The sequence below is a fragment of the Prauserella endophytica genome, assembly GCF_005146945.1.
Taxonomy (GTDB): Bacteria; Actinomycetota; Actinomycetes; order Mycobacteriales; family Pseudonocardiaceae; genus Prauserella_A; species Prauserella_A endophytica.
Map to the genome: position 1 here is coordinate 30,186 of NZ_SWMS01000021.1, position 14,558 is coordinate 44,743.

Annotated in this window: 16 protein-coding genes; 5 read left to right on the top strand and 11 right to left on the bottom strand. The window is 70.2% G+C overall.

What is annotated here, in order from left to right; genetic code table 11:
- Positions 1 to 37 precede the first annotated feature (37 nt).
- Both FCN18_RS28970 and FCN18_RS28975 read right to left on the bottom strand, forming a co-directional pair.
- Positions 38 to 1,813, bottom strand: coding sequence for an acetyl/propionyl/methylcrotonyl-CoA carboxylase subunit alpha (locus FCN18_RS28970; protein WP_137096597.1), 1,776 nt, complete (start codon positions 1,811 to 1,813; stop codon positions 38 to 40).
- 69 nt (positions 1,814 to 1,882) lie between these two features.
- Entirely contained in the window at positions 1,883 to 2,173 is a 291-nt protein-coding gene (locus FCN18_RS28975) for an SAV_915 family protein (RefSeq protein WP_112275884.1), read from the bottom strand.
- 75 nt (positions 2,174 to 2,248) lie between these two features.
- Here FCN18_RS28975 and FCN18_RS28980 point away from each other — a divergent pair, with 75 nt between their 5' ends.
- Entirely contained in the window at positions 2,249 to 2,953 is a 705-nt protein-coding gene (locus tag FCN18_RS28980; protein WP_112275886.1) for a hypothetical protein, read from the top strand.
- 136 nt (positions 2,954 to 3,089) lie between these two features.
- On the opposite strand, the gene FCN18_RS28985 is transcribed toward FCN18_RS28980, so the two are convergent.
- The 7 genes from FCN18_RS28985 to FCN18_RS29015 all read right to left on the bottom strand — a co-directional run bounded on the left by FCN18_RS28985 (position 3,090) and on the right by FCN18_RS29015 (position 8,782).
- The gene (locus tag FCN18_RS28985) at positions 3,090 to 4,442 is read right to left on the bottom strand and encodes a dicarboxylate/amino acid:cation symporter (RefSeq protein ID WP_137096598.1); all 1,353 of its coding nucleotides are present in this window, start codon (positions 4,440 to 4,442) and stop codon (positions 3,090 to 3,092) included.
- 90 nt (positions 4,443 to 4,532) lie between these two features.
- Entirely contained in the window at positions 4,533 to 5,489 is a 957-nt protein-coding gene (locus FCN18_RS28990) for a hypothetical protein (RefSeq protein WP_137096599.1), read from the bottom strand.
- Positions 5,476 to 6,636, bottom strand: a complete 1,161-nt coding sequence (locus tag FCN18_RS28995; RefSeq protein WP_137096600.1) for a WXG100 family type VII secretion target — start codon at positions 6,634 to 6,636, stop codon at positions 5,476 to 5,478. The genes FCN18_RS28990 and FCN18_RS28995 overlap by 14 nt, the downstream gene beginning before the upstream one ends.
- A 3-nt stretch (positions 6,637 to 6,639) precedes the next feature.
- Entirely contained in the window at positions 6,640 to 6,924 is a 285-nt protein-coding gene (locus tag FCN18_RS29000; protein WP_137096601.1) for a hypothetical protein, read from the bottom strand.
- Positions 6,921 to 7,244 (bottom strand): SAV_915 family protein, encoded by a 324-nt coding sequence (locus FCN18_RS29005; RefSeq protein ID WP_228714176.1) that lies wholly within the window; start codon positions 7,242 to 7,244, stop codon positions 6,921 to 6,923. The genes FCN18_RS29000 and FCN18_RS29005 overlap by 4 nt, the downstream gene beginning before the upstream one ends.
- A gap of 90 nt (positions 7,245 to 7,334) precedes the next feature.
- The gene (locus FCN18_RS29010) at positions 7,335 to 7,961 is read right to left on the bottom strand and encodes a Maf family protein (RefSeq protein ID WP_113642937.1); all 627 of its coding nucleotides are present in this window, start codon (positions 7,959 to 7,961) and stop codon (positions 7,335 to 7,337) included.
- 164 nt (positions 7,962 to 8,125) lie between these two features.
- Positions 8,126 to 8,782, bottom strand: a complete 657-nt coding sequence (locus FCN18_RS29015; RefSeq protein ID WP_137096602.1) for a GntR family transcriptional regulator — start codon at positions 8,780 to 8,782, stop codon at positions 8,126 to 8,128.
- A 59-nt stretch (positions 8,783 to 8,841) separates the two neighbouring features.
- Here FCN18_RS29015 and FCN18_RS29020 point away from each other — a divergent pair, with 59 nt between their 5' ends.
- On the top strand, positions 8,842 to 10,131 hold the full coding sequence (locus FCN18_RS29020; protein WP_228714177.1) for an MFS transporter: 1,290 nt from the start codon (positions 8,842 to 8,844) through the stop codon (positions 10,129 to 10,131).
- Here FCN18_RS29020 and FCN18_RS29025 read toward each other — a convergent pair.
- Positions 10,084 to 10,320 (bottom strand): acyl-CoA carboxylase subunit epsilon, encoded by a 237-nt coding sequence (locus FCN18_RS29025; RefSeq protein WP_113642938.1) that lies wholly within the window; start codon positions 10,318 to 10,320, stop codon positions 10,084 to 10,086. The two genes, FCN18_RS29020 and FCN18_RS29025, sit on opposite strands and share 48 nt — an antisense overlap.
- Positions 10,317 to 11,957 (bottom strand): acyl-CoA carboxylase subunit beta, encoded by a 1,641-nt coding sequence (locus FCN18_RS29030; protein WP_112275892.1) that lies wholly within the window; start codon positions 11,955 to 11,957, stop codon positions 10,317 to 10,319. Before FCN18_RS29030 ends, FCN18_RS29025 begins: the two co-directional genes overlap by 4 nt.
- 78 nt (positions 11,958 to 12,035) lie before the next feature.
- Here FCN18_RS29030 and FCN18_RS29035 point away from each other — a divergent pair, with 78 nt between their 5' ends.
- The 3 genes from FCN18_RS29035 to FCN18_RS29045 all read left to right on the top strand — a co-directional run bounded on the left by FCN18_RS29035 (position 12,036) and on the right by FCN18_RS29045 (position 14,456).
- Positions 12,036 to 12,860, top strand: a complete 825-nt coding sequence (locus tag FCN18_RS29035; RefSeq protein WP_112275893.1) for a biotin--[acetyl-CoA-carboxylase] ligase — start codon at positions 12,036 to 12,038, stop codon at positions 12,858 to 12,860.
- 65 nt (positions 12,861 to 12,925) lie between these two features.
- Complete coding sequence (locus tag FCN18_RS29040) at positions 12,926 to 13,507, top strand: PH domain-containing protein (protein WP_112276166.1); 582 nt, start codon at positions 12,926 to 12,928, stop codon at positions 13,505 to 13,507.
- Between the two features lie 4 nt (positions 13,508 to 13,511).
- Positions 13,512 to 14,456, top strand: coding sequence for a hydroxymethylglutaryl-CoA lyase (locus FCN18_RS29045; protein WP_137096603.1), 945 nt, complete (start codon positions 13,512 to 13,514; stop codon positions 14,454 to 14,456).
- Positions 14,457 to 14,558 lie beyond the last annotated feature (102 nt).

The following is a 14,558-nucleotide window of genomic DNA, read 5'->3' on the forward strand; positions in this document are numbered from 1 at the left end:
ACGAAACTGAGGGTGTTCTCAAGCCGGGCGAAACCCGTCAGTCCTTGATCTCCAGCAGCACCGAGCCCTGCGTGACGGCGCTGCCGACCTCCACCGAAAGGCCGGTGATGGTTCCCGACTTGTGTGCGGTGACCGGGTTCTCCATCTTCATCGCCTCGAGCACCACGACCAGTTCGCCTGCCTCGACCTGCTGGCCGTCGGACACGGCGACCTTGACGATCGTGCCCTGCATCGGCGCGGTCACGGCGTCACCGCTCAGGGCGGCCTTGGCGCCGCCGCCCCGCTTGCGAGGCTTGGCCTTCGCCGCGCCACCACCGGATCCGCCGCCGAGCGCGAGCCCGCCGGGGAGCGAAACCTCCAGGCGCCGCCCGCCGACCTCGACGACGACGTTCTGCCGCTCCTCGGGCTCCTCGTCGGCCTCGGTCGGCGCGGTGAACGGCTCGATCTGGTTGTCGAACTCGGTCTCGATCCAGCGGGTGTGCACGGAGAATCCGGTGCCGTCGCCGACGAACGCGGGGTCGTTGAGGATCGTGCGGTGGAACGGCAGCACGGTCGCGAGCCCGTCGGCCACCATCTCGCCGAGCGCGCGACGGCTGCGCTCGATGGCCTGCTGCCGGTCGGCGCCGGTGACGATCACCTTCGCGAGCATCGAGTCGAACTGCCCGCCGATCACGCTGCCCGTCTCGACACCGGAGTCGACGCGCACGCCGGGGCCCTCGGGAAAGACGAGCCTGGTGACGGTGCCCGGCGCGGGCAGGAAGTTGCGGCCGGCGTCCTCGCCGTTGATGCGGAACTCGATGGAGTGCCCGCGCGGGGCCGGGTCCTCGGTGAACGGGAGCTTGCCGCCCTCTGCGATGCGGAACTGCTCGCGCACGAGGTCGATGCCCGTGGTCTCCTCCGACACCGGGTGCTCGACCTGCAGGCGGGTGTTGACCTCGAGGAACGAGATGGTGCCGTCGAGGCCCACGAGGTACTCGACCGTGCCCGCGCCGGAGTAGCCGGCCTCCTTGCAGATGGCCTTGGCGGAGGAGTGGATCGTGGCCCGCTGCTCGTCGGTGAGGAACGGGGCGGGCGCCTCTTCCACGAGCTTCTGGTGACGGCGCTGCAACGAGCAGTCGCGGGTGCCGACCACCACGACGTTGCCGTGCTTGTCCGCGAGCACCTGTGCCTCGACGTGCCTCGGCTTGTCGAGGTAGCGCTCGACGAAGCACTCGCCGCGGCCGAACGCGGCCACCGCCTCGCGGGTGGCCGACTCGAACAGCTCGGGGATCTCCTCCTTGGTGCGGGCGACCTTCAGCCCGCGGCCGCCGCCGCCGAACGCGGCCTTGATGGCGACGGGGAGGCCGTGCTCATCGGCGAAGGCGACGATCTCGTCGGCCGTCTCGACCGGGTCCTTCGTGCCGGGCACCAGCGGGGCGCCTGCCTTCAGCGCGATGTGCCGTGCGGTGACCTTGTCGCCGAGGTCGCGGATGGCCTGCGGGCTCGGGCCGATCCAGGTGAGCCCCGCGTCGATCACGGCCTGGGCGAAGTCGGCGTTCTCGGAGAGGAAGCCGTAGCCGGGATGTACCGCGTCGGCGCCGGAGCGCTTCGCGGCGTCGAGCAGCTTGTCGAACACGAGGTAGCTCTCCGCGGCCGTGGTGCCGCCGAGCGCGAAGGCCTCGTCGGCAAGGCGCACGTGCGGGGCGTCCCGGTCGGGGTCGGCGTAAACGGCCACGCTCGCCAGCCCTGCGTCCTTGGCAGCTCTGATCACGCGGACGGCGATCTCGCCGCGGTTGGCGATGAGCACCTTGGTCACGCTGGCTGGCTCAGGCACGCTTACCTCCCTGTTAGCTGCTCAGGGTGGAGTTTACGGACGCGCAAGGTGGCGCAGGTGAGAGGAGCCTCACGCCCGTGTGGCGGCCGTGCGCCGGAGCTCCTCGGGGATCTCGCCGTCGAGCAGGATGACGTCGTAGGGCTGGCGTTCGTGCAGCTTCGGCAGGTGCTCGGTGTGCACCATGAGCCATGGCTGGTGCTCGCCGCAGCACTCGACGAGGCGGTCGAGCGCCGTGTAGGCGAGCAGCGCGATGCGGCCGTCGCCGGTCCGGCGCAGCTCGACGGTGGTCTCGCCGGTGCCGTCGGCGGCGATCGGGGCCGTGGGCAGGTACAGCACGGGCGGCAGGTGTGGGTTCGTCACGCCGTCAACATAGACGTGCGCGCAGCGTCACCTGGCCTACGCTCGTCCGGGTAACCGAGGGGGAGGAGTTCCGTTGTGCCCGAGCCGGCGCCACCACGGCCCGTGGTGCTCACCGCCGTGCTCGCCGGCGTCGTCATCGTCGGCGCGCTCGTGACCGCCGTGCTGCTGCGCCCCGACGTGGACTTGCCCGTCGGTGAGGAGCCCGCGCAGCAGCCCACTTCGGTGTCGAGCACGAGCTGCGGCGACGACGCGTGCCGGGTGCTCGCCTCGGCCTCGGTCAACGGCATGACGGTGGAGCTGCTCGCCGACAGCGACGGAGGCACCGGGCGGCTGCGGGCGGGCGGTCCCGCGTCCGGGAGCGTCTCGGAGGTCTCGATCACGGCGATGGGCGTGCGGCTAAACCACGGCTCGTTGCGCTGCGCGCAGACGGAGACGCCGGTGTGCCTCGTGCGGGGGCCGCACGACGGCGGCATGGCGGGAGAGGTGCACGTGTGGCGCGGGGACAGCTGGCGGCCCGCGCAGCGGCCGTACTTCTCCGACGCGGGCAACATCGTGCTCGACGACGTCGTCGGCGACGCCGCGCCCGAGGTGGTCGTCGTCCGGCACGAGTGCAGCGAAACCGAGGACGCGGCCGAATGCCAGCTGGCTCCGGTGCTGGCCGAGGTGTTCGACCTGGGCGGCGAGGTGGCCGGGTGCACCGGCACGTACGGTTCACCCGGCTCCCTGCGCGGCTGGCCCGACGTCGACGTGGAGTCCTACGAACTGGCCGAGTGCCCCTAGGGTCCAGGCGACCGCAGTGAAGGCCACCTTCACTGCGTTGATCGAACACAGCGGCGCGCAGCGCCTCCGTTTGGGTGGTGGCGGGAGACGGGTGGGCGCAGGCATGGTGGCCTTCACTGCAGCCGGGGAGACGGGGTCAGGCTCCGGCGTGGGCGGGGGCTTTGGCGGCCTCGCCGGTGTCGCTCAGCAGCGGCGGGGTGCTCGGCGTGTTGAGCACGTCGTCGTCGAGCAGGCCCTCGCTGCGGGCGACCACCGTCGGCACCACGATCTGACCGGCGACGTTGGTGGCGGTGCGCATCATGTCCATGATCGGGTTGACCGAGTAGATCAGCGCGATGCCCAGCGCCACCTGCTCTGCGTCGAGGCCGATGACCGTGGTGGTGAGGGTCAGCGCCGTGAGCCAGCCGGTGGTGCCCGCCGTGGCGAACGCGCCGAGCACGGCAACCACGACGATGCCGACGTACTGCCCGAAGCTCAGCGACACCCCGGAGATGTTGGCGATGAAGATCGCGCCGATCGCGGGGAACACCGCCGCGCAGCCGTCCATCTTCGTGGCGCTGGCGAGCGGCGTCGCGAACGCGGCGTAGCCGGGGTCGACGCCGAGGTTGACCGCGGTCTGCCGGGTCAGCGGCAGCGTCGCGCCGGAGGACTGCGACACGAACGCGAACTGGATCGCCGTCCACGCCTTGCCGAAGAACCGGCCCGGGCTCACCTTGGCGAAGACCCGCAGCAGGATGGGGTAGACGGCGAACAGCACGAGCAGCGAGCCGACGTAGACGGCGACCGTGGCCGACAGCAGGGGCCGGAACAGCGAGTCGCCGTAGTTCGCCACGGCCGCGCCGATCAGGCCGAGGATGCCGATCGGGGCCAGGCGGACGATCCAGCCGAGGTAGCGCTGGATGATCTCGAAGACGCTGGTGGTGAAGTCGACGAACGGCTTGGCGCGGTCACCGAGGCTGTAGGCGGCGGCGCCGATGACCAGCGCGAGGAACAGCACCTGCAGCGTCTCGCCCTCGGCGAAGGCCGCGATGAAGTTGCTGGGCACGATGCCCTCGATGAACGCCGTCCACGAGCCCCAGCTCTCGACGCTGCCCGCGGCCTTCTCGGTGTTCTCCGCGGTGGCCTGCGCGTCGCCGAGCCCGCCGCTGCCGGGGTTGAAGATCAGCCCCACGACGATGCCGATCAGCACGGCGATGAACGACGTGATCGCGAACCACAGCACGGTCTTGCCGCCGAGCCTGGCCGCGGTGCGCCCGCCACCGAGCCTGCGGAGGCTGTTGATGCCGACGATGATCGCGGTGAAGACGAGGGGGATCACGGCGATCTGCAGGAGGGTGGTGAAGACCGAGCCGAGCTGGTCGAGCACCTCGGTGAGCCACGCGGTTTCGGTGGCTCTCGCGAGTGCGCCCAGTAGCGCACCCGCGACCAGCGAGCCGATGACCGCGGCCGCGAAGACCGAGGGTTTGGTGTAGGTGCGCAGGAAAGACACGCGTCCGCTCCGATAGCTGAAAGTAATTCCTGTATCTGCCGGAGTGCACAACGCGTGAGCGGGTGAGGAGCTTCCGCCCGCAGTTCTATCTCACATCATGGGAAGCCGGTCGCTCCGCAGCCTCTGTGCGGCCGCTCCGGTGGCCAGTTCTGGGCGGGCCGAAGGGGTCTCGGCGTAGAAGCGGACGAGCCGGTAGAGCAATACCGGATCGACCGCGAACCAGCGGACGGGCAGCACGATGTCGCGCCCGTCGTCGAACTCGGGGGCGGGGAGCGCGCGTGAGGTTCGACGCCGAATCCGGGCGTGGCCCGGCACCTGCTCACGGCGGGAGAGCGCGTGCAATGCCGGGTCGACGGGGCCAGCCGACCGCAGGTCCGCGATCGCGCCACGCAGCTCTGCCGACGACCACAGTGCACGTCCGGCGTCGGTGGACAGCCGGACGCTTGGCCCGGCGGTGTTGTCGGCGCGCACCGCGCGGATGTCCTCCCAGGTGCTGAACGAGTCGAACGTCCAGCCCTCATGGCGGACGCCCTTGGGGCTCAGCGTCAGCGCGCCCCGCCGGAAAGCGCCGCGAACCAGTTCGACGGTCCACCAGAGCGCCAGCGCCACCATCGCGGTCGAGACCAACCCGACCACGACGCCCGTGCCGTCGAGGTCCCCGTCGGTGAGCGCCGCCACGAAGCCGATGAACAGCAGGCCGAACGGAACCAGTCCTACGAAGGGGAGCAACAGGTAGCCGGCGAAGGCCTGCGATCGGTACGGCACCCGTAGCGCGCCGTCGGTTTGCGTCACCTGGCTCTGCTCGGCGGCCCTGCGCCAGCGGTGCAGGCTCACGAGGCCGGAGGAGAGCGCGATGCCGCCCATGAACAGGCCGCCCACCAGGAAATATGTTCCCCGGCCACCGTCGTCGCCTCTCGCGCGCAGTCCGATGCCCAGGAGAATCAGCAGGATCGCGAGCACGGCGAGAAAGGCAGTGTTCAGTGCGAGCGGCCACGTACGTCGTTGCTGCCAGCCACCGGGCAGCGGCACAGGCTCAGAAGATTGCATCCCACGCGTCCTTGATCCCGCCCCCGATGGCGCTGGCAGTGTCCCCGACGAAGTCACCTACGGCTTCCGCTCCGTCTCCGATCGCCGCAGCGATCTCGGGAGCGTTGTCCCAGACGGCGTCGATGGCACCTGATGTGATCAGGCCGGCTGCCGTGCCGACGACCACGCCCGCCACCGTTCCGACTGGGCCGCCGATGACAGTACCGACGGCGGCGCCGGTCGCCATGGACGCGGCCATGCCTCCTACACCGGACACGATCGCTTTCGCGGGCGGCTTGCCCGTCGCGATGTCGTATCCGATACCGCCCGCTCCAAAGACGACGCCGACCAGCGGCATCCGTGCAGCGATCTTGCTGGACAGAGAGGCGGACTGCCTTGCGAGGTCGTCGGAAGCCCGGAGCAGGTCATCGGCGGCGCCGGCGGCAGCAGCCCGCGTCGCGTCGTCACCCGCCGCGAGATAGTGACCGACCATATTGGCCGCATCGTCCGCGAGGCGTTGAGAGTTCTTCAGCAGATCGGAAGCGCGGACCTTCATGGCGGTCTCGATGCCGCCGCTCACGAGCTCACCGGCGGTGAAGAACCATTTCTGCTTGAGATCGTTGCCGACGTTTGCCCACATGTCGTTCCAGGATTTCTGGAGCGTTCGCGCGTGGTCGACCTCGGTCTTCGCTTGGTTGAAGGCTGCGACCTTGCGTTCGTGGGCTTCCCGCGCCGCGACGCCGTCTGCGTGCGCTTGGGCCATGGCCGGTGTGGCCGAACCGTCGGTCGGCAGCGCCGCGGGCGCGGCTGGTGCAGGGCCCGGATCGGCGATCATGTCGCCGTCGACAGCGAGTCCGCCCTCTCTCGCGATCTGGCGCGCACGTTCCATCGTGTCCAGCGCACGTTGCAGTTCGGCGGCGTGGTCGTCGAACTTCTGTGCCATGTCACCGGCAGCTGTGGCCAGTTCGTCCGCCTTGCCCGCGCCTTGCGTCATCTTGTCCCGGAAGGCTTGCGATGCGTCGCCGGTCCAGCCGGAGTCGGCCGCGTTGCGTGCGTTGTAGATCTGAGAGGCAGCTTCCCGGACGCGGTTCTGCAGCGAGTTGCGGAGCCAATCGGCAGCTCCCCGGATGCTCTCCGGGTTGCCCTCGAGCTTGGTGTCCAGTGGCATGGATCAGCCCTGGCCTTCAGTCGGCAGACTGTCCTTCGCCGTGGCTTCCTGCTCGGCGTACGCGGCGCCGCCGTTGGCGACCGCGTCCCCGGCGGCCGTCGCGCCGACAACGAGTTCGCCAGCACCATGAGTGAGTTTCGACAAGGCGGCTGCCATCATGCCGCTGACCTCACCGGCGTCCGGCGCGGCGGGCACGCTGCCGCCTATGGCATCGAGATCGTCGGCGGCTGCGCGCAATGTCTGTGAGATCTGTTCGATGACTCCGGGGTCGGCTGTGTATCCATTCATGCCGAGACCTGATGCCGATGTTCTTCGGGTATCCGGATATCAAGCAAGATCAGGTCGAACGGTGTCGCTTCGTCGACCTTCTTGAGATTGACGGTCGGCATCACGACCCACGGCTGCTGCTCCCCGCAGCATTCCACCAGCCGATCGAGTGCCGAATACACGAGCAGGGCCGTTCGACCATCACGTGTCTGTCGCAGTTCCGCGGTGAGGTCGTCATTCCCATTTCGGACATGCTGAGTACACGGTACGTACACAATCGGCGGAAATTTCGCCAGGGCGCTGGCCAAATGCGGCTTCGTGGCCGGGTCTGTATCGGACATTCGCGATGCTGCCCCCATCAAATGCGCGAAGGTGATTCGATCGCAGATGGTAAGGGCCGATACCGGAATCCGCACCCGGTTCGGGAACTTCTACCGTGCGGGGCGCCAGAGGTCGGTCACGCTGACGCCGACCTCGGCCAGCAGGCGGCGCGTCAGTGGCAGGCTGATCCCGATCACGCTCGACGGGTCGCCCTCGATGCCTTCGACGAACCAGCCGCCGAGCCCGTCGAGGGTGAACGCGCCGGCCACGTTGAGCGGCTCGCCCGTCGCGACGTATGCGTCCAGCTCGTCCTGGCTCGGCGTCGCGAAGTGGACCGTCGTGGTCTGGCTGCCCGACGCTTCGCGCGTCACGGTGCCGTTCTCCAGTCGCAGGACGACGTGGCCGGTCAGCAGCTCGCCCGTGCCGCCCGCCATGCCCGCCCAGCGCTTGCGGGCGATCTCCGCCGTACCCGGCTTGCCGACGACCTCGCCGCCGATCGCCAGCATCGAGTCGCAGCCGACCACCACGGCGTCGGCGCCCGCGATGCCGGCCGTGTCGGCGACCGCCACGGCCTTCGCCCTGGCCAGCGCGGTGACCAGCTCGGCGGGGGTGGGGTCGGTCAGCGTCGCGGCGACCGCGTCCTCGTCCACACCGGACACGATCACGCTCGGATCGATGCCCGCCGCCCGCAGGACGGCGAGCCGGGCAGGAGAGGCGGAGGCCAGCACGAAACGCACGCGCCGAGATTAGAGGACGCGCCGCGACCAGTTGCAGTGAAGGCCACCTTGCCTGCATGGAATCAAATACAGCGGCGCGCAGTGCCTCCGTTTGGGCGGTGGGGGGAGACGGGTGGGCGCAGTCAAGGTGGCCTTCACTGCATTCGTTGGGGGGACAGCCGGGGTCAGCTGTCGAGCAGGGCTCCGTGGGTGCCGCCGATGTGGGCGGCCAGCTGCTCGCGGAAGCCGTCCGCGTCGCTGTCGCGCAGGAGTGTGCACAGCCGCGCGTGCTCGTCGAGTATGGCGCCGTAGCGGCTCGGCGCCCGGTGCAGTGCGGAGTTGGCCATCCGCACCTGCCGGTCGTGCAGACCCGAGTAGAACTGCGTGAGCAGGCCGTTGCCCGCCGCCTCCACGAGGGTCGCGTGGAACTGCCGGTCGAGCCGGGAGAACGCCGCCGTCTCCTTCGGGACGTCCAGGCGCCGCTGGTCGCCGAGCACCGCGTTCATGGAGTCGGCGACGTCGGCCTGGATGCCGCGCGCGATCACCGTCGCCGCCGCGTGGGACTCCAGCAGGATCCGCGCCTCGGTGACCTCCGCGACCTCGCCCGCCGACACCGGCACCACCAGCGCGCCGCGCTTGGGATAGAGCCGCAGCAGCCCCTCGACCTCCAGCCGGAGGAACGCCTCCCGCACCGGAGTGCGCGAGATCTCCAGCGCCGACGCGGCCTCGCCCTCGCTCAGCAGCTGACCGCCTTCGAGCCTCCCGTCGAGGATCCGGTCCTTCACCCATTCGTAGGCGCGCTCGCCGGCAGCCCTGCGCTGTGACCGGTCGCTCGTTGACACACGGGCATCCTAGCGGCCAACTTAGATGCAACATAGATACAAGTTGTGGAGGACCTGGAGTGCGCGCGAGAACGTGGCTGCCGTGGGCGATGTGGGGCCTCGGTGCCCTCTGCTACCTCACGGCGCTGTTCCACCGCATGAGCCTCTCCGTCGCCGGGCTCACCGCGCAGGAACGCTTCGGCATCGACGCCACCGGGCTGGCCGCGTTCTCCGTCGTGCAGCTCGCCCTCTACGCCGCGTTGCAGGTGCCCGTCGGCGTCGGCTCCGACCGCCTCGGCCCGCGCAAGCTCCTGCTCGCAGGCATGACGCTCATGGCAGCGGGCACCGTCGTGTTCGCCATCGCCACGGGTTACGCCGCCGCGATGGCGGGCCGCGCGCTCATCGGCGCGGGCGACGCCTGCATGTTCGTCAGCGTTCTGCGCATCGCGCACAACTGGTTCCCCGGCAGGCGGTACGCGCTCGTCGCCGCGCTCACCGGCATGATCGGCGGACTCGGCCAGCTGATCGCGACCGCGCCGCTCGCGGCGCTGCTCGCCGCCCGCGGCTGGACCGGCACCTTCCTCATCGCGGGCACGGTCACCATCGTGCTGCTGGTCGCCACCGGCGTCGGCCTGCGCGAGAGCCCGCGTCCCGCGCGGCACACCGACGAGCCCGGCGAACCGTTGCGGGAGAGCCTGCGCCACGCGTGGCGAAACCCGGGAACCCGGCACGCGATGTGGACCCACTTCACGCTCATGGGCACGTTCGTCTCGTTCAGCGCCGTGCTCGGCCAGCCCTACCTCGTCGGCGCGCACGCGCTGTCCGAGGGCACGGCCGGCACGCTGCTCGGCGTGGTCGTGCTCGGCTTCGTGCTGGCCAGCACGGCCGCCGGTCAGCTCGCCTCCCGCAGGCCCGGTGTGCGGGGTGCCTTGGTCCTCGGCGCAGCGGTCGCCGCGGTCACGTGCTCGGCACTGCTCGTGGCACTGCCTGCCTCGACGCCCGCGACCGTGCTGGCGCTCGTGCTGTTCGTCGTCGGCGCGGGCGGCGGCGTGAGCATGCTCGCCTTCGACCTCGCCCGCTCGGCCAACCGAGGCCACCGCGCCGGCATCGCGAGCGGCGTTGCCAACATGGGCGGCTTCACGTTCGCCGTGGTCGCCCAGTTCGGTGCCGGGATCGCCCTCGACGCGCTCACCGACGCGGGACTTCCGCAGTCCTCGGCGCACCGGGTCGCGTTCGGCGTGCCGCTCGTGCTCGCACTCGCCGGGATCACGCGCGTGGTCGCGTTGCACCGGCACGCCGGCGCGCTGCCCTCCCTGAACGGGTCAGCGCGGGAGCGCGGACGCGCGCCACGCGCCCTGGCCGGGACGTAGCGGGGCGCGGACCAGCGCCGCCGGGTCGGCCCAGCGCGAACGCGCTGGCGGCTCTGACGGCTCCGTGCTCGCCGAGGCGAGCCCGGCCAGCACGGCGGTGAGTGCGGCGAGCTCGGCGTCGTCCGGGTTGCCCCGCACGACGCGCAGCAGCGGACGGCGAGGCTCCTCGGTCGTTTCCTCGGCGCTCACAGCGGAATGTTCCCGTGCTTCTTCGGCGGAAGGGTCTCGCGCTTGTCCCGCAGCATTCGCAGCGCACGGGCCACGTAGCCACGCGTGTGCGCGGGCGGGATGACACCGTCGACGTAGCCGCGCTCGGCGGCGACGTATGGGTTGCACAGCGCGTCCTCGTACTCCTGGATCAGCTGCGCGCGCAGTGCCTCGACGTCTTCACCGCCGTCGGCGGCGGTGGCGAGCCGCTTGCGGTGCACGATGTTCGCCGCGCCCTGAGCGCCCATCACGGCGATCTGCGCGGTCGGCCAGGCGACGTTGACGTCGGCGCCGAGGTGCTTGGAGCCCATCACGTCGTACGCGCCGCCGTATGCCTTGCGCGTGATCACGGTGACCAGCGGAACGGTGGCCTCGGCGTAGGCGTAGATCAGCTTCGCGCCGCGCCGGATGATGCCGTTCCACTCCTGGTCGGTGCCGGGCAGGAAGCCGGGCACGTCCACGAACGTCAGCACCGGGACGTTGAACGCGTCGCACGTGCGCACGAACCGGGCCGCCTTCTCGGAGGCGTCGATGTCGAGGCAGCCCGCGAACTGAGTGGGCTGGTTGGCCACGATGCCGACGCTGTGCCCGTCGACGCGACCGAAGCCGACGATGACGTTGGGCGCGAACAGCTCGTGCACCTCGAGGAACTCGCCGTCGTCCACGACGCGCGTGATGACCTCGTGCATGTCGTAGGGCTGGTTCGGCGAGTCGGGCACCAGCGTGTCGAGCTCGCGGTCGGTGTCGGTGACGCCGTCGGCGATCGAGTCGCCAGACGGCTCCGGCGCCTCGAACACGGGCGGCTCGGAGAGGTTGTTGGACGGCAGGAAGCTGAGCAGCTCCTTGACGTAGGCGATCGCGTCGTCCTCGTCGGAGCCGAGGTAGTGCGCGTTGCCGGACTTGGTGTTGTGCGTGCGGCCACCGCCGAGGTCCTCGAACGTGACCTCCTCGCCCGTCACCGTCTTGATCACGTCGGGGCCGGTGATGAACATGTGGGAGGTCTGGTCGACCATCACCACGAAGTCGGTGAGCGCGGGCGAGTAGACGTGCCCGCCCGCGTTGGCGCCCATGATCAGTGAGATCTGCGGGATCACGCCAGAGGCCTGCGTGTTGCGGCGGAAGATCTCGCCGTAGAGCCCGAGCGAGACCACGCCCTCCTGGATGCGCGCGCCGCCGCCCTCGTTGATGCCGATGATCGGGCGGCCGGTCTTGATGGCGAGGTCCATGACCTTGACGATCTTCTCGCCGTACACCTCGCCGAGCGAGCCGCCGAAGACCGTAACGTCCTGGCTGAACACGCATACCGGACGGCCGTCGATGGTGCCGTAGCCGGTCACCACGCCGTCGCCGTACGGGCGGTTCTTCTCCTGCCCGAAGTTGGTGGACCGGTGCCGGGCGAACTCGTCGAGCTCGACGAACGAACCGGGATCGAGCAGCAGGTCGATGCGCTCGCGCGCCGTCTTCTTGCCCTTGGCGTGCTGGCGTTCGACCGCTCTCGCGGAGCCGGCGTGCACGGCCTCTTCGTAGCGCAGGTAGAGGTCTGCGAGCTTGCCGGCCGTGGTGTGGATGTCCGGCTCTTCGTCGGGAGGTGTCCCGATCGGCTCCGTTGCGCTGCTCATGGAACCGCAGCTTAGCTCCGTGCCCTTGGCCGCAGATGTGGCGTAGCCAACGTCCTCGAACGTCCTACGCTAACGCGCATGAAGCGTATCGACGCGGCGCGACTGCGGGCCGAACTCGTCCGCCCGGTCGGGCCGTACGCCCGGCTCGACGTCGTGACCAGCACCGGTTCCACCAACGCCGACCTGCGGGAAGCCCTGGTCGAGGGAGCGGAGGACCGGACCGTGCTGATCGCCGAGGAGCAGACCGCGGGGCTCGGGCGGCGGGGCCGGACGTGGGTGTCGCCGTCGGGGGCCGGGGTGTACTGCAGCGTCCTGTTCCGGCCGGCCGGGGTGTCGCTCGCGGTGCTCGGTTCACTCGCCTCGGTGGCCGGGCTCGCGCTGATGGACCTGGCGCGGGAGCTCGGAGTTCGGGCGGTGCTCAAATGGCCGAACGACGTCCTCGCCTCGGACGGCCGCGGCAAGGTCGCCGGCATCCTCGCCGAGGCGGCGGCCTCGGAGGAGCAGGGCGTGATCCTCGGTGTCGGCCTCAACGTCACGCCCTCGCGCGAGCCCGTCGAGCCCGGTCCCGGCGGGTTGCCCCCGGCCGCGCTGTCCGACCTCGGCGCGCGCACGACGGACCGGACGGAGATCTCGCGTCTGCTGCTGACGTCCCTGCACGAACGCGAGAGTGCCTGGCTCGCGGGGGCGGGCGACCTCGCCACCGCGGGCCTGCTCGAGGACTACCGCGCGCATTGCGCGACCCTCGGACAGGAGGTCAAGATCATGATCGCGGGCGGGGAGAAGCTGCTCGGCAACGCCGTCGACCTCGACCGCACCGGCGCGCTCGTCGTGGAGACGAACACGGGAGCGCGGCGAACGATCTTCGCGGGCGATGTCGTGCACCTGCGCCCTGTTTCGGGGTGAATCGCGCTGCTTGGCGGTACGGTGAGCGCACGGCGCGCAAGAACGAGTTCGGGGAGTTGTTCGAGGTGGCCTATCCAGACGATCTGCTCAGCGACGGTGAGCAAGTCGTAACCCACAAGCATCCGCACTTCAAGATGCTGTTGTTCCCGATCTTCGTGCTGCTCGCCACCGTCGGCGTCGGCAGCTGGCTCGCCCTGCTCGTGCGGGACGCCGAGTCGCCGTGGAACTCCGTGGGCCTCATCGCGATCGGGGTCGTAGCGCTGGTGCTGATCGTGTGGCTGGTGCTCGTGCCGTTCGTGCGCTGGCGCACCACGCACTTCATCGTCACCACCGACCGCGTCATCGCGCGCGAGGGCGTGATCAAGCGCACCGGCATCGACATCCCGATGGCGCGCATCAACAGCGTACGGTTCGAGCACGGCCTGATCGACCGGGTCTTCGGCTGCGGCACGCTCGTCATCGAGTCGGCGTCGGACGAGCCGCTGACCTTCGACGACATCCCGAAGGTGGAGCGCGTGCACACCGTGATCTACCGCCAGGTCAACGACAACCCGTACGACGACTACGGCGTGGCGCAGACGGAGCAGCTTCCGTACGGGCAGCAGGAGCCGCCGCCCCGTCAGCCGCCGCGTGGAAGGGGACGCTGAGGTAGTGGGTACGCGCGAACTGGGTCTGCCGGAACGGGTTTCCTCGGCGGACGGGCTTCCGGAGCGGGTGACGATCTGGGAGGTCGGCCCCCGCGACGGTCTGCAGAACGAGAAGTCGACCGTGCCGGTGGCGGTCAAGCTGGAGTTCCTGGACCGGCTCGCGGCCGCGGGGCTGACCACGCTGGAGGCGACGAGCTTCGTGCACCCGAAGTGGGTGCCGCAGCTCGCCGACGCCGAGGAGCTGCTCGCAGGGCTGAACCGCCGCGACGGCGTGCGCTACCCGGTGCTCGTGCCCAACGAGCGCGGCCTCGACCGGGCGCTGGCGGCCGGGGTGAGCCACATCGCCGTGTTCGGCAGCGCGACGGAGACCTTCGCCAAGCGGAACCTCAACTCGACTCTCGACGACCAGTTCGCGATGTTCGAGCCGGTGGTCACGCGGGCGCGGGCCGCGGGGCTGGCTGTGCGCGGGTATCTCTCGATGTGCTTCGGCGACCCGTGGGAGGGCGCCGTGCCGCCCGAGCAGGTCGTGCGCGTCGGCAAGCGCCTGCTGGAGCTCGGCTGCTCGGAGCTCTCGCTCGGCGACACCATCGGCGTGGCCACGGCTGGACAGGTCGAACGGCTGCTCGACACGTTCACCGCGCAGGGCGTGGGCGTGGACGCGCTCGCCGTGCACTTCCACGACACCTACGGTCAGGCGCTGACCAACACGCTCGCCGCACTGCGCCGCGGGGTGTCCACTGTGGATTCCTCGGCGGGTGGCCTCGGCGGTTGCCCCTACGCCGAGTCGGCCACGGGCAACCTCGCCACCGAGGACCTGGTGTGGTTCCTCGACGGGCTCGGCATCGAGCACGGCGCCGACCTCGACGCGCTGGTCGCCGCGAGCGCGTGGATGGCGGAGCAGCTCGGCAGGCCCAGCCCCTCGCGCGTGGTGCGGGCACTGGCCGGATAGGTCAAGGAGAGCCGTCCTCGTGCCGATCTGTATCTCGGGACGCTGATCGCACAACGCTTCGGTTGCGAATGGAACCGCGGGCCAGCAGGCTGCGTCTGATGC